Here is a 21,036-nt window from a genome sequence, read left to right on the forward strand (position 1 = left end):
TCGACTCTCGATCCATTCCTCGACATCGGCCATAGGCCAACGCGAGCAGCGGGCGGAAAGCTTGATGGGGCGCGGGAAGCCCAACTCACCCATCCAGCGATACAACGTCGGGACGCTGACGCCGACTGTCCGGGACAGCGTTTTGGCATCCACCATGAGGTTTGTGGCGCGAGTTGGCTGACATTCGGTACGGTTCATGAGATGTCCTCTTAGCAGGGCGCGCGACATGCACGAATGCATGCTGATCGACTCATTCACCTGCAGAAACCGGCATGGGAGAACGTAGGCGTAGGATGGCGATCATCCAGACCCAATGCGGCACTTGCCTCGCGGAGCGCGGGCTGGCAGGTACCAACTCTATGGGCGAGAGGGACCATGAAAGTCCGGAAAGAAGGCAAGACTGGGGGTTACGCAAGACGTACCGTGGGCTTTGAAATGGTTGCCTGGTTACAGTAAAGCTGCCATTGTAATGACAATTGTCATTACAGGTGTTATCGCCATGGCTTCTATAAATATACGTGTCGATGATGAACTAAAAGCCCGGGCGTACCATGAACTTGAAAAGCTCGGCATTACCCCTTCTGAGTTGATGCGGCAGACTCTGCAGTATGTGGCCGAGCGCGGACAGCTACCATTTCGACCAGTGTTGATGACCGAGGAAGACGAAGCGATGATCGCCACTGTTCGTGAGCGTCTTGCAGACCCACAGCGCGTGAAGGTTGCGCTGGATGACCTATAGCCTCGAGTTCGATGCGCGGGCACTGAAAGAATGGCAAAAGCTTGGCGACACCGTCCGCCAGCAGCTCAAGAAAAAGCTTGCGGAAATATTGCTGAATCCGCGAATTGAGGCTAATCGGCTCCGCTCGCTGCCGGACTGCTACAAGATCAAATTACGAAGCAGCGGCTACCGCTTGGTGTATCAGGTGCTCGACCAAGAGGTGGTGGTATTTGTGATTGCGGTTGATCGCCGTGAACGCGAACAGGCATATAGCAAGGCAGCTGGGCGTCTCAAATAACAGCAGGGGTGTCTGGCCCCCGACACTCGATTCAAATTGCTTCCAGTGAAGGCAATCGCTCCTTCGCTACCTGACGTTTCCCTCGATTAGGGGTGGGTCCGTCCGTTCACCAAATGCCTCCGGAAACGGATGGAGCACCATGTCGCGATTGACGATCACGCGAAGCGGCAAGCCAGGACGCTGCGTGAGCGTAGGCTTGATATCAAGGTTGCGCTGGGTCATTTGCTGGCCGACTTGGTTGACCGTGTCCTGCAGGCCGTCGCGTCCGGCAATGATGACTCGGTCGCTGTCGCTGCGGTTTTGAGGAGCTGCCAGTTCGGCGCCGATCCCCAGCAGGCTGCTCATGGCAGCGCCTGCGGCGATGCGATCCCAATGCCAGTCAACGCCATCTTCCAAGCCTGAATACCCGGCGGCATCGGTACCAACCAGGTTATCCAATTGAACGGAGGTAGTGTCCGGAAAGATCAAGCGTTGCCAAACGACCTGCACGCGCCGCTGCCCGTAGCTGACCTGGCTGTTGTAGCGACCCAGCAGACGCGAGCCTTGTGGTATCAGCAGGTGCTCACCCGTTGCGCTGTCATACACCGGCTCGGTCACGGTGGCGATTACCTCGCCCGGCAGGTCCGATTTGATTCCGGTCACCAATGCGGCCGCGATAACGGTGCCAGCCATCAGTTGGTAGGGTGACACTGGGAGTTGAACAAATCCTGAATCCCGCTTCTGTGCATTGGCTGAATTACTGGTAAACGGCTCGTTCGGATCCCCCCGGCTCGCTAATGCAGCGCCAGCTTCGGTTGTCATCGGAGGCGCGCCGCGATCCAAGCCATTAGTGGCGAGACCCGAACGCCGGCCACTCGGGGCATTTGATCCCCCGACTCCGAAGAAAATCGGTGAACGCACCGCGTCCTCGGCTTCCCTGAGCGTTACCAGGCGCAGCTCCTCAGCGTTGTTGTCCGCTTTAGCTGCATCACCGGGGACGAGGGCCTGGCCCTGCACCTTGACTATGGCCGCGCCGACGTCGCCAGGAAGCGGAGGGCCAAGCTGCGGCACTGGCGATGGCGTTGCCGTTGGCTCAAGCTGGGCGTAATCGGCCGGTAGCCTGTCCAGTCCTTCTGAGCGGGGAATACGCTCCACGTTAAAGAGTTCGTCCCTCGCCGCAATCTTGGCTCGATGCTGGGGCTGCAACGACCACACGAGAGCGCCCAACACGACAGCGGCGAGTCCGCCGACGACTGCTGCTAGTGTCCGTGGGTTAAGACGGGTGACGCGTGGTGGTCTGGCGCGCAGTTCCAGTGTTTCCGGAGCCACCTTTGGCGGCATGGCTTGGGCATCGCCGTGCGGAGAATCGTCGGACTTGCTCACCATGCCGGTGCCTTCCGTGCCAGCCCATCGGTGCGCTCGATCCTAACTACATCACCCTTGTCAGCGCCGAGCCGCAGCTCGGCTGCGCCAAACAACCGGTCCACAATGTAGTAGGGGGAGCGAAACCGGTAGTTGACCAGTTGCCCGTCTCCCTCTGGTCCCACTACAAATAGAGGCGGCAACTCACCCTGTGCGATGCCTGGGGGAAACTGGATGTACACCTTGCGCCCATCGTCGAACGCTCGCAGTGGCTTCCACGGCGGGTTGCTACCGCCGATCACATACCGGAAGCGCAGCTGCGCGAGCGACAGGCCAACGTCGACCGGCGAAGCAGAACGCGCCGCAGCGGCTCGACGCGTTAGCGAGCGCATGCGGTCGTCCGGGTAATCCCAGGACACCGACGCCATCCAGGTTTTTTCAGTCGAGGTCAGCTCGACGAGATAGCTTCGCCGTGTGGTCGTTACGAGCAGGTTCGTCTCCAGTCCAGTTCGAGTCGGCTTGATGAGCACGCTGACTCTTGCGTTGTCGTCACTGCCACTCACCGTATCGCCGACAATCCAGCGAGCGGTGTCCCCCGCGGCCACAGTGACCAGCTCCTCGCCCGGCTGTAGGTTGATTGCCGTTATTCGACCCGGGCTGGCGTAGACCTGATACAGAGCGCCGTCCGAGTAAGGCCAGACCTGGATGGCGTTGATGTACCCGTCACGAGTCGGTGCAACACGGGCATCACGGTTCGCTTGTGTAACGCTCTCTCTCGCATCGACAGGCTTGTGCGCCGGATTGGCAGTTGGCAGTGGCTTAAGTTGTGCCGGCAGCGCCAGCGGTTGTGGGATCGTGACAACCTTGAAGGGCTCGGGCGGGCTCGGCAGCTCTTGAGCCCGAACGGGTTCGTCCAGCGTAACGACCGGAGCCGGTGCACTTCGGTTGGTGCAGCCAGTCAGCATGGCGAATAGGAGCGGGTAGACGTAGAGGCGGGTTGCATTATTCATGGCAGCTTGGCTCATTGCGTGGTGTTCAGTTCTCGGCTCCAGGACAGGCCGTCGATGTAGATGCCTAGCGGATTGCTCCGAAGCTTCTCTTCGGTACGGGGTGCTTGAAGAACGATCGAGAGCACGGCCGTCCAGCGCTCGACGCCAGACGGCGCGCCGTTGACGTAGCGACGCTCATCCCATCGAATCTGGAACGAGCGGTCGCTGGCGCGCACGACACTGGTGATTTCAACCGTCACCGACTCCTTGCCCACCCGGGTGAAGGGGTTGTGCGTCCGCGCATGCTCATTGAGCGTCGCGGCGCCACGGTCGGTGGTGTATTGGTAGGCGGCCAGCCAGTTTCGCCGGACCACGATCGGGTCGATCGGAAGCGCACGCACGAGGCTGATGAATTGAGCCAGGTGATAGGCGATCTGCGCGTCCTTTGGCTGGTAGCGAATGGGCGCTTCGCCGACCGCACGTACCTGGCCGGCGCTATCGACCTCGACCACATAGGGCGTAACGGTCGACTGCAACGAGCGCCACACCAGCCCTGATGCCATCAACAGTGCAAGGCCCAGGCAGCCGAACGCCATCATCCGCCAGTTGCTGGCCTGAACCCGGCTCGCGCCCAGGCGCTCATCCCAGGCCTGCCCGGCCGCCTGGTAGGGTGTGATGGGAGAGGGCGTTTCCGAATACCGGACCCTGGTTCGTTTGAACCGCATCTGCGTTCCCCTAGCTGTTTGAAGAATCCCTGAGACGAGGCCCCTGTGCCGAGCCGCCAGCGTCACCGCCGCGCAGCGTATGGGCGAGGGTCGATGTCGCCTGGCTGACCTGCTGCTTGCGCTGCAGGCGCCGGGCCCAAGCCGGCTGCGTTCCAGAAGGAGTTGATGTCGCTGCGGTTGCAGCTTCGCCTGTGCTCAGCGATCCGCTGGATACCGCTGCGGACTGGGTGCCACCGGCGATTGCCGACCCAGACTCGGCCATCGGTCCGCCAGGGCCTACGTGTGACAGGCGAGCCGCCGCGGCTGCGGCGCCACCTGCGCCCGCTACCATCGCCGCGGCACCGGCGGTTATCCCGGCGACGCCCAAGGCCGTTCCAGCAGCAGCGCCAGCCCCCAGTTGCGGTGCGCCCGAGACCAGGCCCGTGGCGATTCCCGGACCGAAGATGCCTAGCCCCAGCATGGCCAGGGCGGCAAGCATGGTAGCCAGCGCGTGGTCGATTGAGGGTTCGTCCGGGGCGGACAGGAATTCGCTGAACAAGCCAGTGCCGATGCCCACGATCACAGCGAGCACGAGGATCTTTATTCCTGACGACACCACGTTTCCGAGCACCTTCTCGGCGAGAAAAGACGTCTTGTTCCAAAGCGCGAAGGGCACCAGAACGAAGCCTGCGAGGGTCGTCAACTTGAACTCGATGAGGGTGACGAATAGCTGGATCGACAGGATGAAAAAGCTGATGAGCACCACCAGCCAAGCCAGAAACAGCACGACGATGCTGTCGATGTTCGAAACGGTCTTGGTAACACCGGTCAGGCTGCCGATGTGATCGAGTAGCGGGCGACCTGCCTCGATACCGACGGCGGCCAGTCGTCCGGGTTGTAGAAATTGGTCCTGCGTCAGCTGCGATCCGGACGCCAATAATCCCAAGCCCGCGAAGGAGTTGAAGATTGTCTCGGCGAGCCAGTTGAAATTGCCGATGATGAAGGCGAAGGCGCCGACATAGAGTGTCTTCCTGAGAAGCTTCACAATGACATCGTCCGAGGATGTCGCCCAAAGCAAGCCGGCAAGAGTCATGTCGATGGCGACGAGGGTGGCCGAGAGAAACGCGATTTCGCCGCTCAGCAGACCAAAGCCCGAGTCGATGTAGAGTGAAAACACCTCTAGGAATCGGTCGATTACGCCGACGTCGTTCATGGCTCGTCATCGTCGAAGGTGGCGGGTATCGGAGGGAGACTTTCCAGGGTAAGAAACTCGCCCGGGATTGCCTGTCCCATGAAGAACCGCTGCGATGCGGTGGGCATATGGCTTGGTTTGCAGGACGCGTGAGCAGTACTCGCCCGGTCACAGCCGCCCGCCACCAGCACCGTGCTGAGCAGAGCAGCAAACGCGAACCTGTAGCTCATCGCCCGAACAGCCTGACTGGCTGCGGCGTGTAGCGCGTACCGGTTCCCATGAACCGCCGTCGTTGTTCGCGTGCTTGCTCCTCCGAAGCAATCTGGCGGGCTTGATCGAGTGCAATCGAGCGGCTCTGGGTGATGGCCAACTGCTGGGCCTGAATTGCTTGCTTCGCCCGCAGGGCGAGAAGCTGGTTGGTGGCCTGATTGGCTTGCAGAGCCCCTACCGCCGATTGGCTCTGGGCTAGGAGGTCGGTCAGTACTGCCTGGTCCCCCTCCAGGCTCCGCGACAGCTGCGCCTGCATGCGAAGTGCCGTATGGATTCCGTCACGGCCCTGGCCCCAACGCTCGTGCGCTTGCTTGGCCATTTCGGATCCTGTCATGGTCCTCGCGTACTCTTGCGGGTAAAGGCGGGCGAATTCCCGATCGAGCCGCGATACCTCATAGGCCAGGCCCTGTGCCTGGGCGAGCAGTTGGTTGCTTGTCGTGATGGACGATTTCAACCGTTCAACCACATTGAAATCGAGCGTCGCGAGATGTCTGGCCTGATTCAGAAGCATCTGGGTTTCGTTTTGTAGCTGACTGAGCTGGTTGTTTGCCATTTCCAGAGTGCGCACGGCAGTCAGCGTGTTCTGCGCGAGATTCGTTGGGTCGATTACCGTCATCGCGCAGGCATGCGTACTAAGCGATAGGCAAATTAGGCCCAGCGCCCCGTTGAACCGGAGCTGTCGGCTCATATGCCCACCTGCAACGAGCTGTGAGATTCGAGCAGACCGGCAGCCCACGGCAGCCCCTTCGCATCGAGCCATGCGCCAGCAAAGCCATCAACGCCTGCAGTCTCGAGAACTGCATCTATCTCCCGTTGATCCTGCGGGCTGGCCGCTGCGGCAAACGCGAGTGCGATCGGCCCCAGGTCGAGGTCGAATAAGCGATTGCCCTGGCGGGATTGGAAGTAGTAGTCGCGCTTGGGCGTTGCCCGGGCGATCATCTCGATCTGCCGCTCGTTCAGACCAAACGCCTGGTAAAGCTCGCGTACCTGGGGTTCGCGCGCTTGGGGATTTGGCAGAAGAATCCGGCTCGGACAGCTTTCGATGACGGCGGTGGCAATGCTCGACGAGCGAATGTCGGCCAGCGACTGCGTTGCGAAAATGACCGACACGTTTTTCTTTCGCAGTGTTTTGAGCCACTGACGGATGCGCGCGGCGAACAGCGGTTCATCCAGGAATAGCCACGCCTCATCCAGGATGAGCAGCGTTGGCGCACCATCAAAACGCGCCTCGAAGCGCTGAAAAAGGTATCCCAGCACTGCCGCGACGGCGGCTCTGCTGTGCATCAACTCTTCCATTTCGAAGCATTGAGTATCAGCGCGTCCCAGCCGCTCCTCATCGGCATCGAGCAGCCGGCCAATCGCACCACCAAAGACATAGGGCTGAAGGGCCTCGCGCATCTGCCTGTCCTGCAAGAGCACCGTAAAGCCGGTCATGGTGCGCTGCCCGACTGGCGCCCCGGCAAGGCTATTCAAAGCGGTCCAGATCGAGGTTTTCTGTGCCGACGTAAGCGCTAGGCCCTCGGCCTGCAGTCGGGCCTGGATCCACTCGCTCGCCCACGCGCGTTGGCCGTCGTCGTCTATAAAAGCGAGCGGCTGGAACGCGACATGCCCGTCGCGGCCAAGGTCATAGTGGTCGCCACCGAGACCGAGCGTGGTGGCACGCAATGAGCCGCCCATGTCGAAGATGACCAGTCGGGCGCCGCGGTACCGGCGAAACTGCAGCGCGAGAATGGCGAGCAGCACCGACTTTCCCATGCCCGTAGGCCCGGCGATGAGCGTATGCCCAACATCGCCAACATGGGTGACCAGGCGAAACGGGGTAGCGCCTTCGGTTCTTGTCATCATCAACGGTGGCGCGTTCAGGTGCGCATTGCGTATCGGTCCGGCCCATACGGCCGAGACGGGCATCAGGTGAGCCAGGTTTAGCGTGGAGACAATGGGCTGTCGCACGTTCGCGTACGCGTTGCCCGGAACGGAGGAGAGCCACGCCTCAACGGCATTCAACTGCTCGTTAATCGTCACCAGGCCGCGGCTCTGGATGGTTCGTTCCACTAGCCGGCGCTTTTCATCGGCATGTTGGGGATCGCCATCGAGGACCGTGACCGTAGCGGTGAAATAGCCGTACGCGGCCCGATCGGCACCGAGGTCCTGCAGCGCCGCGTCGGCGTCAGCGGCCTTGTTGGAGGCGTCGTTGTCGAGCAGTGGGCTTTCCTGCTGGAAGACGGTTTCTCGCAGCAGCGTCAGGACGCCCTTGCGCTTGGCGAACCATTGGCGCCGCAAGCGCGTCAGTTCAGCCAATGCCTCGGTCTTGTCCATGCAGATGAAGCGGGTCGACCACCGGTACGTGATGCCAAGGTTGTTCAGTTCGTTTAGCACGCCAGGCCAGCTGGACGTGGGGAAACCGCGAACAGACAAAACGCGCAGATGCTGCTCGCCGAGCATCGGGGCGAGCCCCGTTGTTAGCGGCTGGTCTGCCAGGAGTACGTCGAGATAGAAGGGCGCGTCCGGCAGCGCTACCGAATGCCTGTTCGCCGAAATCGTACCGTGCAGGTAGGTCAACGTCTGGGCATCGTCGAGCCAGTGACATTCAGGCATTACCCCCTCGAGAAGCGCCTCGAAACGCCCCGTTTCATCGATGAACGCGGCCAGCTGGCCGCGCCAGTCGGCGCCGCGTTGCGGCCGGTCTGCATAGAGCAGGTTGGCAGCGCTGGCATGAGCCTGCTCCCTGGGCAGGTACACCAGCGTTAGGTGATAGTCGCTTTCAAAATGGCTTCCTGCCGACTCGAAACTGCCCCTTCTTTCCTCGTCGACGAGCCAGGACAGCGGGTCGGCGAACTGACCCGTCGGGTAATGCGCGGCATCCCTCCGGTCGGCCTCGACCTGCAGCATCCATCCCGAACCGAGACGACGCAGGGCATTGTTCAGGCGCGCCGTGGTGGCCAACAGTTGGGCCTCGGTGGCGCTTTCCAGATCCGGGCCTCGGAAACGAAGGGAACGTTGGAACGAGCCGTCCTTGTTGAGTACGACACCAGGCGCTACGAGGCCGACCCAGGGAAGCCAATCGGCCAGTTTGGTTGGTCGAGAACGGTATTCGCGGAGGTTCAGCATTGTCGGCTACCTACAGGTCGAGCAGAGGCGGGTATTTCAGGTGGCGCGCAAACACCTCCATGAATTGCGGGTCCGCCCGGGCGCCCCAAACGGCCATGGCTTGGCCGGCGAGCCATAGCGCCAATCCCGGCAGCCACAGCTGGAGGCCCAGCCCGACCACCGCAGCGGCGGTTCCATTGAGGATGGCCACGCTGCGGGGCGCGCCACCGAGGAGAATGGGTTCGCAGAGGGAACGGTGCAGGGGCAACTCGAATCCTGGCAGGTGCTGGCTCGGCTGGGTCATGTGAGCAGCGCCCCGCCTGCAAAGCTGAAGAAGGTCAGAAAGAACGATGAAGCGGCGAAGGCAATCGATAAGCCGAATACGATCTGGATCAGCTTGCGAAAGCCACCACTGGTGTCGCCGAACGCCAAGGCCAGCCCGGTCGCAATGATGATGATCACCGCAACGATCTTTGCGACGGGGCCCTGCACCGACTCGAGAATGAGTTGAAGAGGCGCTTCCCAGGGCATGCCGGATCCAGCTGCAAGCGCTGGCATGGCGGCGCAGAGAAGGCCGAGCGATATGCCGTGCCTGCTGAGGGTCGTCAGGTTCATAGCGCGGAAGTGGCGGGTCATGACGGGTTTTCCTGGTGGGTGGCTTGGATTTGCGTGGATACACCGTTGGCCGCTTCGAGCCGGTAGCCATGCCCGTCGTAGCCGAGGACTCTCGATAGCTCTCGCACACGCCGCTCGCGCCCGCGACCGTCGAGGAGAACGATCAGGTCTACGGCGTCGGCGATCAGGGCGCGAGGGGCGGTGCGGGCGACCTCAAGGATCAACTGCTCGATGCGCAACAGCGCACCGAGGCTGGAGCCGGCATGGAGGGTGGCAATACCGCCGGGATGGCCGGTACCCCATGCCTTGATCAGATCCAACGCCTCAGCGCCTCTTACCTCGCCAACGACGATCCGATCCGGCCGCAGGCGAAGCGTGCTGCGCATAAGGTCCGCCATGTCGACGATCCCTGGCTGAGAGCGGAGGGTGACCTGATCGCGAGCCGTGCACTGGAGCTCGACGGTGTCTTCGAGCACCAGTACGCGGTCGTCCGTCTTGGCAACTTCAGCGAGCAGGGCATTGGCGAGGGTGGTCTTTCCGCTACTCGTGGGGCCGGCAACGACGATGTTGAGCCGCTGCTGAACAGCCTCGCGCAGGCAGTCGGCCTGCTGCGACGAAAGAATCCCTCCGGACGCGTATTGATCGAGAGAAATGACATGCGCAGCGCGTTTGCGCAGGGAGAAAACGGGAGCAGGTGAGGCCGGGGGCAAGACGCCTTCGAATCGCTCGCCGCTCACGGGGAGCTCTGCGCTTACGAGGGGCCTTGCGCGATGCACCTCGCCGCCGACATGGGCCGCAACCAGGCGGATGATGCGTTCGCCATCTGAAGCGCAAAGCATGCCCAGCGGAGACCGGCCTGCGCCGAGCCTGTCGACCCACAGCTGCCCGTCCGGATTGAGCATCACCTCGAGTACGTCGGGGTCGTCCAGTGCGGCTGCGATTTGCGGGCCCATGGCGGTACGCAGCATCTGGCGGCTTCGCTCCAGAGGGGAGCCAATCGATGATGAAGCTGAGCGTGACATCATGTCGGCTCGCCCCGCCCTGGGTCTGCCTCTGGACCCGTGTTGTCGGCAAATGAGTCGGTCTGGACGTCATCAAGCAGGCGTCGCCCTTTTTGCAGTCGCCGTCCCAATTGTTCGACGAACTGCGAAAAGCGAAGCCGGCCTTGAGCCCTGGCTGCATCCTGATGCGCTTCCGGTACGGGGGTGACAACCGTCAGGTAGTAGCGCACGTAAAGCGCAACGGTCTCGATGAGGATGTTCTGGTCGCGTTCGAGGCGCTCATACTGCCGGGACAGTCGATCCAGGCGCTTGGCCATCGCGGTTTCCCGCTGGTCGCCCGACGTTGGTCCCAGCCAGGCGGCCAGTGCTGCGGCAACCAGCGATGATTTGGAGACGGCCTTTTTGATAGCCAGCTCGTCCAGGCGCCTGGCGTGTTCCGGTTCGATGAACAGGTTTAATCGAGTGCGTCTCATAGGATGATTCCGTCGTCGGGGTCCGGCAGGGCGGTCCAGGTTTGCCGGTTGGCGGACCTGTTTGGTTGGTGAGCCGAGCAGGACGCGTCTTGATCATCGTCGAGTAGGTTCAGGTCGCTGGCCGGGTCCTGGGGGGGCTGCGCCAGCGTCCACTGATGCAGCGGTCCACCGTCCTCGGCGTCACCGTCAGCGGCGGGCGCGCATTCGGAAGACAATCCTGTACGTATTTCCGGCGCGATGAGGGCAGTCCAGTCATCCGGGCTGGGCGGTGGAGCATCGATGTAGGTGTCCGGCGCCAACCAGGGCGCCCGACAGACACGCCTGGTGAAGTTCGCATCGTCGTAATAGCGAAGCTTTTGTGCACGGATCGGTGGATGCCCCGAAAGCATGACGACCGACTCGGCGGGTGGCAGCTGCATGACCTCACCCGGCGTCAGCAGAGCGCGAGCCGTTTCCTGGCGAGACACCATGAGATGGCCAAGCCAGGGAGCGAGTCGATGACCTGCATAGTTGCGTTGGGCGCGAACCTCAGTTGCCATACCAAGCGCCTCGGAAATGCGTTTGGCAGTGCGCTCGTCATTGGTGGCGAACGTGACTCGAACATGGCAGTTGTCCAGTATCGAATGATTTTGCCCATAGGCCTTGTCGATCTGGTTCAGTGACTGCGCAATCAAAAAGGCGCGCAGCCCGTAGCCGGCCATGAACGCCAGCGCCGACTCGAAAAAGTCCAGCCGCCCGAGCGCCGGGAACTCATCGAGCATCAGCAGCAGTTTGTGTTTGCGCTCGATGCCGTCCGCACCATCGAGCGACTCGGTCAGCCGTCTTCCGATCTGGTTCAGAATCAATCGAATCAGCGGCTTGGTTCGACTGATATCGGATGGGGGAACCACCAGGTACAACGAAACCGGATGCCGGGCAGCAATCAGGTCGGCAATGCGCCAATCGCAGCGTGAGGTCACCCGCGCCACCGTCGGGTCCCGGTAGAGACCAAGAAACGACATGGCAGTCGAGAGCACGCCGGAGCGTTCATTCTCGCTTTTGTTCAGCACCTCTCTGGCCGCCGACGCCACGACTGGGTGTGGAGACTCGCCCAGGTGCGTGGTGCCCATCATGCGATGCAGGGTCAGTTCGAAAGTGCAGCTCGGGTCGGACAGGAAGTTTGCGACACCCCGTAGTGTCTTGTCCTCGCAGGCGTAGAGCACATGCAGGATGGCGCCGACCAATAGCGCATGGCTGGTTTTCTCCCAATGGTTCCTGCGCTCGAGCGCACCCTCGGGATCAACAAGGATATCGGCGATGTTCTGTACGTCCCGAACCTCGTGACTGCCCCGGCGAACCTCCAGCAGCGGGTTATAGGCGGCGGACGCCGGGTCGGTCGGGTTGAACAGCAGGCAGTGAGAGAACTTCGAGCGCCAACCTGCCGTGAGCTGCCAGTTCTCGCCCTTGATATCGTGAACGACAGCGGAGGCCGGCCAGGAGAGAAGCGTCGGAACCACGAGGCCGACGCCCTTGCCCGAGCGTGTCGGAGCGAAAGCCAACACGTGCTCCGGGCCATCGTGACGTAGATAGCGACGTTCATGCAGACCCAGGAACACGCCGGAGCCCGTGGTGAGACCGGCTGCGACCACCTCGTCTGGCGTGGCCCAGCGAGCCGAACCATGGGTCGTGGCGCGCCGTGATTGTCGAGCTCGCCACAGCGCCATGCCGACCGCCACGATGAGCGACGCGCCGCTGCTGGCGGCAGCAATCGCTCCCGCGATATCGAATACATCGGGTGCGTACGGCCCAAAGAAAAACCACCAGTTAAACAGGCGCCAGGGGTGATAGACCGGTACGCCAAACAGATCGAACCAGGGCGTGCCGAGCCGGTGCTGGTAGCCAAGCGCCGAGGCAGCCCACTGGGTCGCGGTCCAGGTGCCAAGCAGCACCATGGACGACACCATCAGGATCTGACCGTACAGCACGTTCGATGCCTGTTTCACCGCAGCACCACCCCCTGTTGTCGCGGCACTTAGCTGCGCCGCGTACGGGAGGTTCGCCAATGGGCCTCAACCGTTCAAAGACCGTTTCGGTGGGTGCTGTGGCAGGAGCGGCAAGAAAACAAACGTGGGAAACGGCTGGCGTTAGGGGGCAGCATCAGTCGTGTGTCAGCGTACCGAGCAATTTCTTGCTCAGATTTCGCTGAGGGTACTGACGCTGGATATCCGGCCGTTCCAGATCATTTCGAAGTGAGCGGTCTGGACGATCGAAGACACGGGTCTGGGCGTCATGAGTGCCCAGCAGTCCGAGCCTGGCCTGCGCACCGATCGGTAGCGCAACCCTGGATATCCTCCCTCTTTGACGAGACGGCCCAGACGATGCCCGGCGCTGTAGTCGTCGGAATCGTAGATAGGATCGGTCACCGCGACAGCGGTCGCATCAAGCATCTCGCGTTCGTCGAACTGGCAAGCCAGGCCGCGAAAGACGAACCGCTCGTAGCTCAGCGCATCCACGTTCGACCAGTACCGGTCTTGGTGATACCGAACTTCGGCAAGCGCCGTGTCCATAGTGCTTGCCAGATACAGCACCCCGTACGAGCCATCACTGAAGCGTGAGCCGGCCGGATTCACATGCGTAAACGGCGCTGTCGCATACGAGCAGCCGGGGATTCCGAATGGGATCTCGGAGCGTGCGATCAGCTCAAGGCGGCCCGTTTCATTCTGCAGGCGCGGGTTGGTTAGCGCCTGCAGCTGATAGAGGGTCTCGAATTCGTCTGCGTTGGCCACGTCGTCAAACAGGGCGATCGGCGGAAACTTCGAATTGACCAGCCGAAAGGCCTGGCACTGGCCGCCCGGGCGCTTCGGTAGCTCGTTCGGAGCTACCACTGAGCGCCTCGCAGGCTGTCGATGCGGCGGTACGTCTCGTACAGCGAGATCATGTCACCTTGGGCCATTACCTCTAGAGGCGAGCGCCCGTTGAAGAACTCGTTGTGATTCGCCATGGCCGCAAAACCGTAGACGTTCTCGGGATTGTCGAATATCAGTCGCAGCGCAGCGTGCATGTTCAGGATAAAGCTGACCCGTTGCATCTGGTCCGAGTCGAGGCTGACGGACCACTCCCGATTGCGCAACTTGGCTCGGGCGTGTGTGCTGCGCGAAACGCGCAGAATGTCGCACGCTTGCTCGGTGGTCGCCTGCCATTTTTCCAAAATGGCGACGGCGGCCCTAAGACCCGTGGCGCATTGGTCCTTCGTGAACGCCTGTGCCTGGGGGAATGCTGTCATGGCGGGAGGCTTCTCTGTTGTGTCTGTAGATACAAATATAGCACTCCGTGTATCTGCGGGCAAAGACAGCGGACTAACATGTTGCCCCCGTTCTGGTTCGTTTGAAACACGCCAAGTCATCACTGAGCCTCACATATGCTTGGGGTCCGGTCGCAAGGTGTGGCTCGCGTATCGTCATGCTCACTACCGGTCACCCTGTCGATGAACCGCTTTAACTGTTCGGACGGTTCGCCGCTGCGCCTCACCAGAAAGGTGGTAAGGGTTGCCTCTTGGCCTGCGAGCGGACGGGCGACGACGTCGGGATTGTTCAGTTCGGTTATGCGCGCCAGGCTCGAAAAGCCCAACCCGTAACCGGCTGCCACGAGGGCCATCATCAAGTCGAGCGTCGGCACTCGTTCAGCGATCGTGAGCCTAGACTCGATCGGCTTAAGAACACACAGCAACTGCTGCCAGAATCCCTCACACACCTGCGGGTCGCAAAGCACCAGCGGATGTCGCGTGAGCGCCTCGAGCGGAATGGTGCGGTGCGCCAGCAACTGGTGCCGAGCCGGCAGCGCCACAACCAGCGGGTCCAGCCAGACCGGAAGCGCGGTTAAGCCTTCCGCCAGGCCGGCACGCTGGGCAAAGCCGACGTCGAACAGGTCTTCTTGAAGCCCCTTAATCTGAGCTGAAGATGGGACTTCGTGGAGGCAGATCTCAACGTCGGGATCCTCTTCTCGGCAGAGCGCCAGAAGCGCTGCCAGCCGTGATTGCGGTACGCCGTCAGACAGAGCGACGCGCAACCGTCCACGGTAACCCGAGGCCGCGCCCTTGACGCTGGCGCGCGCCTGGTCGACGACCGCGAATATCCGCCTTGCCTCTGCCAGCAGAACGGTACCCGCCCATGTCAGGCGAATACGGCGGGTGGTTCTCTCAAACAGCTGCACACCCAGCTTGTACTCAAGATCCTTGATGATCCTCGACAGCGGTGACTGCTCGATGTGTAGCCGCTCCGCAGCACGTGCGAAATGCAACTCCTCGGCGACTGCGACGAAACAGCGAAGATGACGTAATTCCATGATTGTCTCTCCGGCCCGGTCAATGGTTGAGTTCAGGCTGGCTGACGCGCCGCGAGCCTTCCTGGCGTCTCAGGTTCAGGATCTGGAGCAATGCACCCGCCAGGGCAACTGATCCCGCACAGGCGGCAAGCGACCACGTCGGCATCCGAAGCAGGAGGACGAAACCACCTGCTGCCGCACCGATGGCGCTGCCCAGGTAGAGCGCTGACTCGTTCAGGGCAATGGCAAGGTTTCCGTCTCCCTGCGCCTGCCGGGCCATGATCAGTTCGTTGTTCTGGGGGACCTGGAGCGCCCAGCCAACCGCTCCCCAAACAACGATGGGAATAGCGACCAGCCAGGCACCTGACGCCGCGGCAAACGGCAGCAGGAAGAGCGATGCCGAGAGAATGGCCATGATGGCGAAGACCAGAACCGGTCCCCTGACGCGATCCACTATCGGGCCCACGAGAAAGCTGCCCAGCACGCCCCCAATGCCCCATATCCAGAGATAGGGCGTAACCGAGCGGACGGCGCCGTGGTCGGGGTCTGCGAGCAGCGGGGCGATAAAGGTGTACATGCCTAGGCTCGCGACGGCTGCCAGCAGTGAAACAAGCAGAATGGTCATGACGTGACCATCGGCAAGAATTGCCATCTTCTGCCGAAGTGAGCTAGCCGGAGCCGCCGGTAGCTGGGGCAGCCTGATCATCAACCCGGCAAACGCCATCAGGCCGAGCAGGGTGACCAGCCATAGGGCGGCTTGCCAGCCCATGCGCTCGGCTATCATCAGGCTCAGGGGAACGCCCAGCACGACGCCGCTGGCCATGCCTCCCATAATGAGGGCAATCGACTTGCCGCGGCGCTCGGGCGGCGAGAGCGCGGTGGCAGCGCCGATTCCCATGGCAAGGTAGACACCGGCACCGATGCCGGTAACGGCCCGCCAGACGACCAGAGCCATGAAGTCCGTAGAGATGGCGCTTGCCGCGTTCGCCAGTACGAATAGGCCCAGTGCGATCAGGAGTCCGGCGCGCTGCCGGTCAGGCGGTGTCAGCGCTACGAATATGGGCGACCCGAGGCCATAAGCCAGGGTGAAGGCCGTAACAAGCTGAGCCGCGACGGCGACCGAGACCGAGAACGACGATTCGATTAGCGGAATAAGCCCCGCTGTCACATAGGAGGCCATGCCCAGCGAGAACGCGCCGAGGGCGATCAGGTAGACCGATAGCTGGTGGTTGGGAGAGGGGTTGTTCATTGCAGACGCTCCGCAAAAAATAGGGGGCGCGGCCCGCCGGGCCGCGCCCGGTCGGGTTACAGGTCGAGCGTGACGTCCTGCTCTGTCAGCCAGGTGTTCAGCCCAACCGCGAGCTCCATGCCCATGCGCTCATGCATGGGCGATGACGCACCTACCGTCCTGTCCAGCGTGTGCTTGACCTTCGATGCATCCAGCAGCGCCCGTACGGGAGCACGGTCGCTGGCCATGATGTGCGCCAGCGAAGTGCGTAGCGCCTGTTCGTACGCAGGGTCCTGCGTTGATGGGTAGGGGCTCTTGACCCGATCGGCGATAGAGTCGGGAAGGAGGTCACGTGTTGCCGCGCGCAGGATGCTTTTTTCTCGCCCGTCGAAGGCCTTCATTTCCCAGGGAATGTTGAACGCATACTCGACGAGTCTGTGATCGCAAAACGGCACCCGGACCTCGAGGCCGACCGCCATGCTCATTCGATCCTTGCGGTCGAGCAGCGTCTGGACGAAACGGGTCAGGTTGACGTAGCTCATTTGGCGCATGCGCCGTTCCGTGGTGCTTTCGCTCGCGAGGACAGGCGTTTCGGCTATTGCTTGGCTGTAGCTGTCCTGCACGAAGCCCGGCATATCCAACTGGTTCAGCAGAGTGGCATCGAACAGGGTCTTGCCGTCGAAATACTTGCCCGTCACGGACGTCAGCCAAGGAAACGTTTGCGCCTCGATCGCCACCGGATCGTGAAACCAGCGATAGCCGCCAAAGACCTCGTCGGCGCTTTCTCCAGACAAGGCCACGGTGGAATGCTGGCGCACCTGTTCAAACAATCGGTACAGCGAAGGCCACATGTCGCCCCAGTAGGCCGGTGGTAGATCCAGTGCCTGTACGACCAGGCTGCGCAGGGCTGGATCGCCCAACTCGGCACTGTCGAGCACGATTTCGTTGTGGGTCGAGTGAATGCGCGCGACCAGGTCGCGAACGTAGGGCGCATCGGGGGTGCCGCGCACGGCGTCGCTGGTAAAGGCACTGCCGTGATCGACAAAATCGACTGAGAAAGAGCGGATGTTCGGCTTGCCAGCGGCCAACAGCTTTTTAGACGCCAGAGCCGTGATGATGGACGAGTCCAGCCCGCCGGAGAGCAGGCTGCACAGGGGGACGTCCGAAACGATCTGCCGCTGGACTATGTCCTCAAGTAGGTCACGGGTATGCCGTATGGTCTGTTCGACCGAATCGGCGTGCTCGCGCGCCTCGAGTTGCCAATACCGGCGGCGATGTGAGCCGTGCTCGTTGAACCGTACGACCTCACCCGGCAGGACCTCGCGCATCCCCGCAAAGATCGCTTGGCCCGGCGTTTTCACCATCTCAAGCAGCTCGCGAAGCCCATCGGCCCGCACGGTGCGCGGAACGAGCGGGTTGGCTAGCAGTGCTTTGGGTTCGGACCCAAACACTACGCCGTCGGCCGTCTCATAGTAAAACAGCGGCTTGACGCCCATACGGTCGCGTACCAGCAGCAGTTCGCGGGTGCGCAAATCCCATAGCGCAAAGGCGTACATGCCGTTGAGTCGATCGACGAAGCTTTCACCCCATTCGACGTAGGCCCGCAGGGCAACTTCGGTATCGCTATGGCTCTCGAACCGATGGCCGAGAACCTTCAACTCCGTGCGGAGCTCACGGAAATTATAGACCTCACCGCTATAGGTGATGGCCGCAGCCTCTAGGCCATCGTCACGACGAGCCAGCATTGGTTGGCGACCACCCTCAAGATCAATGATCGACAGCCTGCGATGGCCAAGCCCAATCGGCCCATCTATCCATAGCCCTCCCGCGTCAGGACCTCGCTTGGACATCGTCTCGGTCATTGTTTGGAGCGTGTCTCGTTGCGTCTGCATGTTCTGGCCAAACGAAAGCCATCCTGCTATTCCACACATGGTTTTCTCCTGCTGATCTATTAACCGAGGACTTCAAGGTCGCTGCTTTCAGCGAGCAATGAGCGGGTTGCGCCGTGGTTGTAGCGTGCTGGGGCGGGCGTTCGGGCACGGTGCTCGAGTTCATTGAGCAGCCGCTGGAGGTCCAGCGATTCGTCCAGGCTGGCGAAACGTGGGGCAGGGGGCTGCCGCCGCGTGACCCACTGCAGAACCTGCTGGCAGAACTTCGAGAGCTTACTGAGCGTTTCAAGCCCTGGTTGCACGGGCGAGACACGAAGGTCGTGCAGGACGAGTTCGCTGCCGTCGGTGTCGCGCATCCAGATCCGAAGATGGTCGTGGTCCCATCGCGGCGTATCGAAGGTCAGCCGCGCATGGATCAACTGGTCTTCGTGATCGACAAACGTGAAGTCGACCGTGCGCTGTCGAACAACACTGACGAAGCTGCTATACCCGGCTATAGGCGTGTCACCGAGCGTCGCACTCAATTGAACCGTGTCGAGGACCGCATCGCCTGATACCGAGAAGTCAGAGCGGATGCCTATCGCATCGGTCAGGCGCAGCGGCCCTGCCGCTGGACATATCCAACCCAGAAGATCCAATGCGTGGATTGCTTCACTGGTAACACCGCAGGTTGGCCGATAGTCGTTGAGGCGGTCCTTACCCCAGTAAAAACTGGCGCGAACGGGTTGCCAGCCATGACGAGCGACCCAGTCGCGCAGTGCCTGCGTGGCATCCGAATAGCGCTCGATCAGGTTCAGCGCAAACCCGCGGACCTGAGCAAGTGCCGCTCCTACGCTCGCAAGGTCATCTGCCGGCGCCGTGAGCGGTTTTTCACAAATGACGAAGCCTTCGTACCCGGCCAGTTCGCACAAGACGCTCGCGTGGCTGATGTCATTGACGCTGACCACCACGATGTCGGGGTTGAAATCCTGCAGCGCGCCATCAATGCGATTGAAGTAGCGCAACGCCGTTGGCTTCTGCTGGCGTCCCACATAGGCGATCGAAACCGACACGCCTGTTTGGCTCGCCGCATGTTCGAATGCGCGACGAAAACGATCGCCTGCGTAGCCCAGTCCAATGATCAGCACCTTCATGCCGGTACCTCCTGGCGGACCAGAAGGCACTCCCCGCTGGGGGCGAACCCGAGCTTGCCGTAGAGCCCGGACGCCCTGTCTGTGGTCTGTAGAGCAATGGTTGCCACGTCCCGATTGGCGAACCAGCGAAGCAGTACCTGCATCAACTGGTTCGCGATTCCGCGCCCGCGCCACGGCGGGGCTACAACCACCGATTGGACCCAACCGCTCAGGCCGTTGGGGCTTGCCGAGGTGGGCGCCCTCATATCAATGATGCCCGTCGCGCAGCCGAGTAGCTGCCTCGACGCTCGATGCTCGGCAACCAGGATCTGGACGCTGTCGTGTATGCCAAGCACGCCCGCAAGCCAGCTCCTGTAGGCCGCACGCCACTTCGCTGCGTCCTCGGGGGTGCGGCTGGAATAGCTTGCTCCGGTGCCGTCTAGCAGAAGGGCCCTGAGTTCGGTCAGCGCGGCGATGTCGTCGGCCGTGGCGAGCCGTACCAAAAACAACGAGCTGATCATCAAGCCACCTCCGCTGCAGACGCTTGCGAGGCCAGCGGGATCGCGAAATGGTCGAACGTCTCGCGCAACGAAGCGGCCAGATGGTCGATCTGGTTCAGGTCGTGGTTGGGCGTTGCATTGACTCGGAAGCGTTCGGTGCCAACCGGAACCGAGGGAGAGTTGATCGGCTGCAGGTAGATGCCATGGACGTTCAGCAGACGATGCGCAGCCGCCTTGCAACGCTCAGCATCTCCAACAAGTACCGGTAGCACGTGCGTCTGGGAACAGCGCATGACCGGGATGTCGTGCTGGCGTAGGCGTTCACGGAGCGTGCCTGAGCTGCGATGCAATTGCTCGCGCTCGCAGGAGCTGGTCTTGAGGTGCTCAATGCTGGCTAGGCAGCCGGCGGTGATGGCCGGAGGCAAGGAGGTGGTGAAGATGAATCCCGTTGCGAACGATCGAACCGCATCGATGAGCGTCTGTGTCGAAGTAATGTAGCCGCCGATCACCCCGATCGCCTTGGCCATGGTGCCTTGGATGATGTCCACCTGGTCGGCGATGCCGAGTTTCGCGGCGATGCCAGCACCACGAGGACCGTACATGCCTACCGCATGGACTTCGTCGAGGTAGGTGAGTGCATTGAACCGCTTGGCGATCTTGACGATCTGCGCGATGGGAGCGATGTCGCCGTCCATGGAGTAGATCGATTCGAACACGACGAGCTTGGGTCGATCGACCGGATAAGCCGAGAGGATCTGCTCGAGTTCGTCCACATCATTGTGACGAAAGACCCGGCGCTCGTTGGGCGTCGCACGGATGCCATTGACGATGGAGGCGTGGTTTCGTTCGTCGCTGGCGACGACACAGTCGGGGATCTGCCTCAGCAGGCATTGCAACGTCGCGTCGTTCGATCCGAACCCGGTAGGAAAGACGAGCGCAGCTTCCTTCTCGTGCCAGTCGGCCAGGCTGCTTTCCAGCCGCGCATATAGTTCGTGTGACCCGCCGATATTGCGAGAGCCGCCCGATCCCGCCCCATATGTCTCAAGCGCCCAATGCATCTGCTGGCGTACAAGCGGATGCTGCGACATACCGAGGTAGTCATTGCTGCACCACACCACGACTGGCGTGTCCGGCGCACCTTCGAGCTTGGCGAGCGGGTACTGTCCACAGATGCGACTCAACGTGGTGAACGTGCGGTACTGGTTGGAGGACTTCAGTAACTCCAGCTGTTGGCGAAGTATTGATTGGTACATCCATATTCTCCTGAACGGTCAAGATCGCCCTGGCGCGAGCTAGCCCTCTGCGTCGCGCCTTACAGGC

Annotated in this window: 23 protein-coding genes; 2 read left to right on the forward strand and 21 right to left on the reverse strand. The window is 61.7% G+C overall.

Going from position 1 to position 21,036, the window contains the following annotated elements:
- Positions 1 to 198 (reverse strand): helix-turn-helix transcriptional regulator (locus EA797_RS20890; protein WP_208644480.1); only part of this gene is annotated, 198 nt, incomplete at its 3' end.
- Between the two features lie 301 nt (positions 199 to 499).
- Here EA797_RS20890 and EA797_RS20895 point away from each other — a divergent pair.
- Together EA797_RS20895 and EA797_RS20900 are read left to right on the forward strand one after the other, a co-directional pair.
- Entirely contained in the window at positions 500 to 739 is a 240-nt protein-coding gene (locus tag EA797_RS20895) for a type II toxin-antitoxin system RelB/DinJ family antitoxin (protein ID WP_122168879.1), read from the forward strand.
- A complete protein-coding gene (locus EA797_RS20900) occupies positions 729 to 1,016 on the forward strand; it encodes a type II toxin-antitoxin system RelE family toxin (RefSeq protein ID WP_122168801.1) in 288 nt (95 codons plus the stop codon). The genes EA797_RS20895 and EA797_RS20900 overlap by 11 nt, the downstream gene beginning before the upstream one ends.
- 66 nt (positions 1,017 to 1,082) lie before the next feature.
- Here EA797_RS20900 and EA797_RS20905 read toward each other — a convergent pair whose 3' ends face one another.
- The 20 genes from EA797_RS20905 to hemA all read right to left on the reverse strand — a co-directional run bounded on the left by EA797_RS20905 (position 1,083) and on the right by hemA (position 20,969).
- The gene (locus EA797_RS20905; RefSeq protein ID WP_122168803.1) at positions 1,083 to 2,381 is read right to left on the reverse strand and encodes a TraB/TrbI/VirB10 family type IV secretion system protein; all 1,299 of its coding nucleotides are present in this window, start codon (positions 2,379 to 2,381) and stop codon (positions 1,083 to 1,085) included.
- Positions 2,375 to 3,367, reverse strand: coding sequence for a P-type conjugative transfer protein TrbG (trbG, locus tag EA797_RS20910; RefSeq protein ID WP_122168881.1), 993 nt, complete (start codon positions 3,365 to 3,367; stop codon positions 2,375 to 2,377). Before trbG ends, EA797_RS20905 begins: the two co-directional genes overlap by 7 nt.
- Positions 3,368 to 3,378: 11 nt before the next feature.
- Positions 3,379 to 4,071 carry a conjugal transfer protein TrbF gene (gene trbF, locus EA797_RS20915; RefSeq protein ID WP_122168805.1) on the reverse strand — a complete coding sequence of 231 codons (693 nt, stop codon included), beginning with the start codon at positions 4,069 to 4,071 and terminating at the stop codon, positions 3,379 to 3,381.
- Between the two features lie 10 nt (positions 4,072 to 4,081).
- The gene (gene trbL / locus EA797_RS20920; protein WP_122168807.1) at positions 4,082 to 5,263 is read right to left on the reverse strand and encodes a P-type conjugative transfer protein TrbL; all 1,182 of its coding nucleotides are present in this window, start codon (positions 5,261 to 5,263) and stop codon (positions 4,082 to 4,084) included.
- Positions 5,260 to 5,472: a hypothetical protein gene (locus EA797_RS20925; RefSeq protein WP_122168809.1), complete on the reverse strand. Its 213-nt coding sequence runs from the start codon at positions 5,470 to 5,472 to the stop codon at positions 5,260 to 5,262. Before EA797_RS20925 ends, trbL begins: the two co-directional genes overlap by 4 nt.
- Entirely contained in the window at positions 5,469 to 6,200 is a 732-nt protein-coding gene (gene trbJ / locus EA797_RS20930) for a P-type conjugative transfer protein TrbJ (protein WP_122168810.1), read from the reverse strand. Before trbJ ends, EA797_RS20925 begins: the two co-directional genes overlap by 4 nt.
- Positions 6,197 to 8,620, reverse strand: coding sequence for a conjugal transfer protein TrbE (gene trbE / locus EA797_RS20935; protein WP_122168812.1), 2,424 nt, complete (start codon positions 8,618 to 8,620; stop codon positions 6,197 to 6,199). Before trbE ends, trbJ begins: the two co-directional genes overlap by 4 nt.
- Before the next feature lie 10 nt (positions 8,621 to 8,630).
- The gene (locus EA797_RS20940; RefSeq protein ID WP_122168814.1) at positions 8,631 to 8,903 is read right to left on the reverse strand and encodes a VirB3 family type IV secretion system protein; all 273 of its coding nucleotides are present in this window, start codon (positions 8,901 to 8,903) and stop codon (positions 8,631 to 8,633) included.
- Positions 8,900 to 9,214: a TrbC/VirB2 family type IV secretion system protein gene (locus EA797_RS20945; protein ID WP_425275597.1), complete on the reverse strand. Its 315-nt coding sequence runs from the start codon at positions 9,212 to 9,214 to the stop codon at positions 8,900 to 8,902. Before EA797_RS20945 ends, EA797_RS20940 begins: the two co-directional genes overlap by 4 nt.
- Before the next feature lie 17 nt (positions 9,215 to 9,231).
- The gene (gene trbB, locus EA797_RS20950) at positions 9,232 to 10,182 is read right to left on the reverse strand and encodes a P-type conjugative transfer ATPase TrbB (protein WP_122168818.1); all 951 of its coding nucleotides are present in this window, start codon (positions 10,180 to 10,182) and stop codon (positions 9,232 to 9,234) included.
- A gap of 53 nt (positions 10,183 to 10,235) precedes the next feature.
- On the reverse strand, positions 10,236 to 10,688 hold the full coding sequence (locus tag EA797_RS20955; protein ID WP_122168820.1) for a CopG family transcriptional regulator: 453 nt from the start codon (positions 10,686 to 10,688) through the stop codon (positions 10,236 to 10,238).
- Positions 10,685 to 12,631 carry a conjugal transfer protein TraG gene (locus EA797_RS20960; protein WP_208644481.1) on the reverse strand — a complete coding sequence of 649 codons (1,947 nt, stop codon included), beginning with the start codon at positions 12,629 to 12,631 and terminating at the stop codon, positions 10,685 to 10,687. The genes EA797_RS20955 and EA797_RS20960 overlap by 4 nt, the downstream gene beginning before the upstream one ends.
- Before the next feature lie 228 nt (positions 12,632 to 12,859).
- On the reverse strand, positions 12,860 to 13,552 hold the full coding sequence (locus tag EA797_RS20965; RefSeq protein WP_122168824.1) for an RES family NAD+ phosphorylase: 693 nt from the start codon (positions 13,550 to 13,552) through the stop codon (positions 12,860 to 12,862).
- On the reverse strand, positions 13,546 to 13,950 hold the full coding sequence (locus tag EA797_RS20970) for a hypothetical protein (RefSeq protein ID WP_122168826.1): 405 nt from the start codon (positions 13,948 to 13,950) through the stop codon (positions 13,546 to 13,548). Before EA797_RS20970 ends, EA797_RS20965 begins: the two co-directional genes overlap by 7 nt.
- 119 nt (positions 13,951 to 14,069) lie before the next feature.
- Positions 14,070 to 15,008 (reverse strand): LysR family transcriptional regulator, encoded by a 939-nt coding sequence (locus tag EA797_RS20975; RefSeq protein WP_122168828.1) that lies wholly within the window; start codon positions 15,006 to 15,008, stop codon positions 14,070 to 14,072.
- 19 nt (positions 15,009 to 15,027) lie between these two features.
- Positions 15,028 to 16,236 carry an MFS transporter gene (locus tag EA797_RS20980; RefSeq protein WP_122168830.1) on the reverse strand — a complete coding sequence of 403 codons (1,209 nt, stop codon included), beginning with the start codon at positions 16,234 to 16,236 and terminating at the stop codon, positions 15,028 to 15,030.
- Positions 16,237 to 16,292: 56 nt separating this feature from the next.
- A complete protein-coding gene (gene asnB / locus EA797_RS20985; RefSeq protein ID WP_122168831.1) occupies positions 16,293 to 18,146 on the reverse strand; it encodes an asparagine synthase (glutamine-hydrolyzing) in 1,854 nt (617 codons plus the stop codon).
- A gap of 20 nt (positions 18,147 to 18,166) precedes the next feature.
- Entirely contained in the window at positions 18,167 to 19,237 is a 1,071-nt protein-coding gene (locus EA797_RS20990) for a Gfo/Idh/MocA family oxidoreductase (protein ID WP_122168833.1), read from the reverse strand.
- A complete protein-coding gene (locus EA797_RS20995) occupies positions 19,234 to 19,737 on the reverse strand; it encodes a GNAT family N-acetyltransferase (protein WP_122168835.1) in 504 nt (167 codons plus the stop codon). The genes EA797_RS20990 and EA797_RS20995 overlap by 4 nt, the downstream gene beginning before the upstream one ends.
- Positions 19,737 to 20,969 carry a 5-aminolevulinate synthase gene (gene hemA, locus EA797_RS21000; protein WP_122168837.1) on the reverse strand — a complete coding sequence of 411 codons (1,233 nt, stop codon included), beginning with the start codon at positions 20,967 to 20,969 and terminating at the stop codon, positions 19,737 to 19,739. The genes EA797_RS20995 and hemA overlap by 1 nt, the downstream gene beginning before the upstream one ends.
- Positions 20,970 to 21,036: the final 67 nt, after the last annotated feature.

Source organism: Stutzerimonas zhaodongensis (genome assembly GCF_003696365.1).
GTDB lineage: Bacteria > Pseudomonadota > Gammaproteobacteria > Pseudomonadales > Pseudomonadaceae > Stutzerimonas > Stutzerimonas zhaodongensis.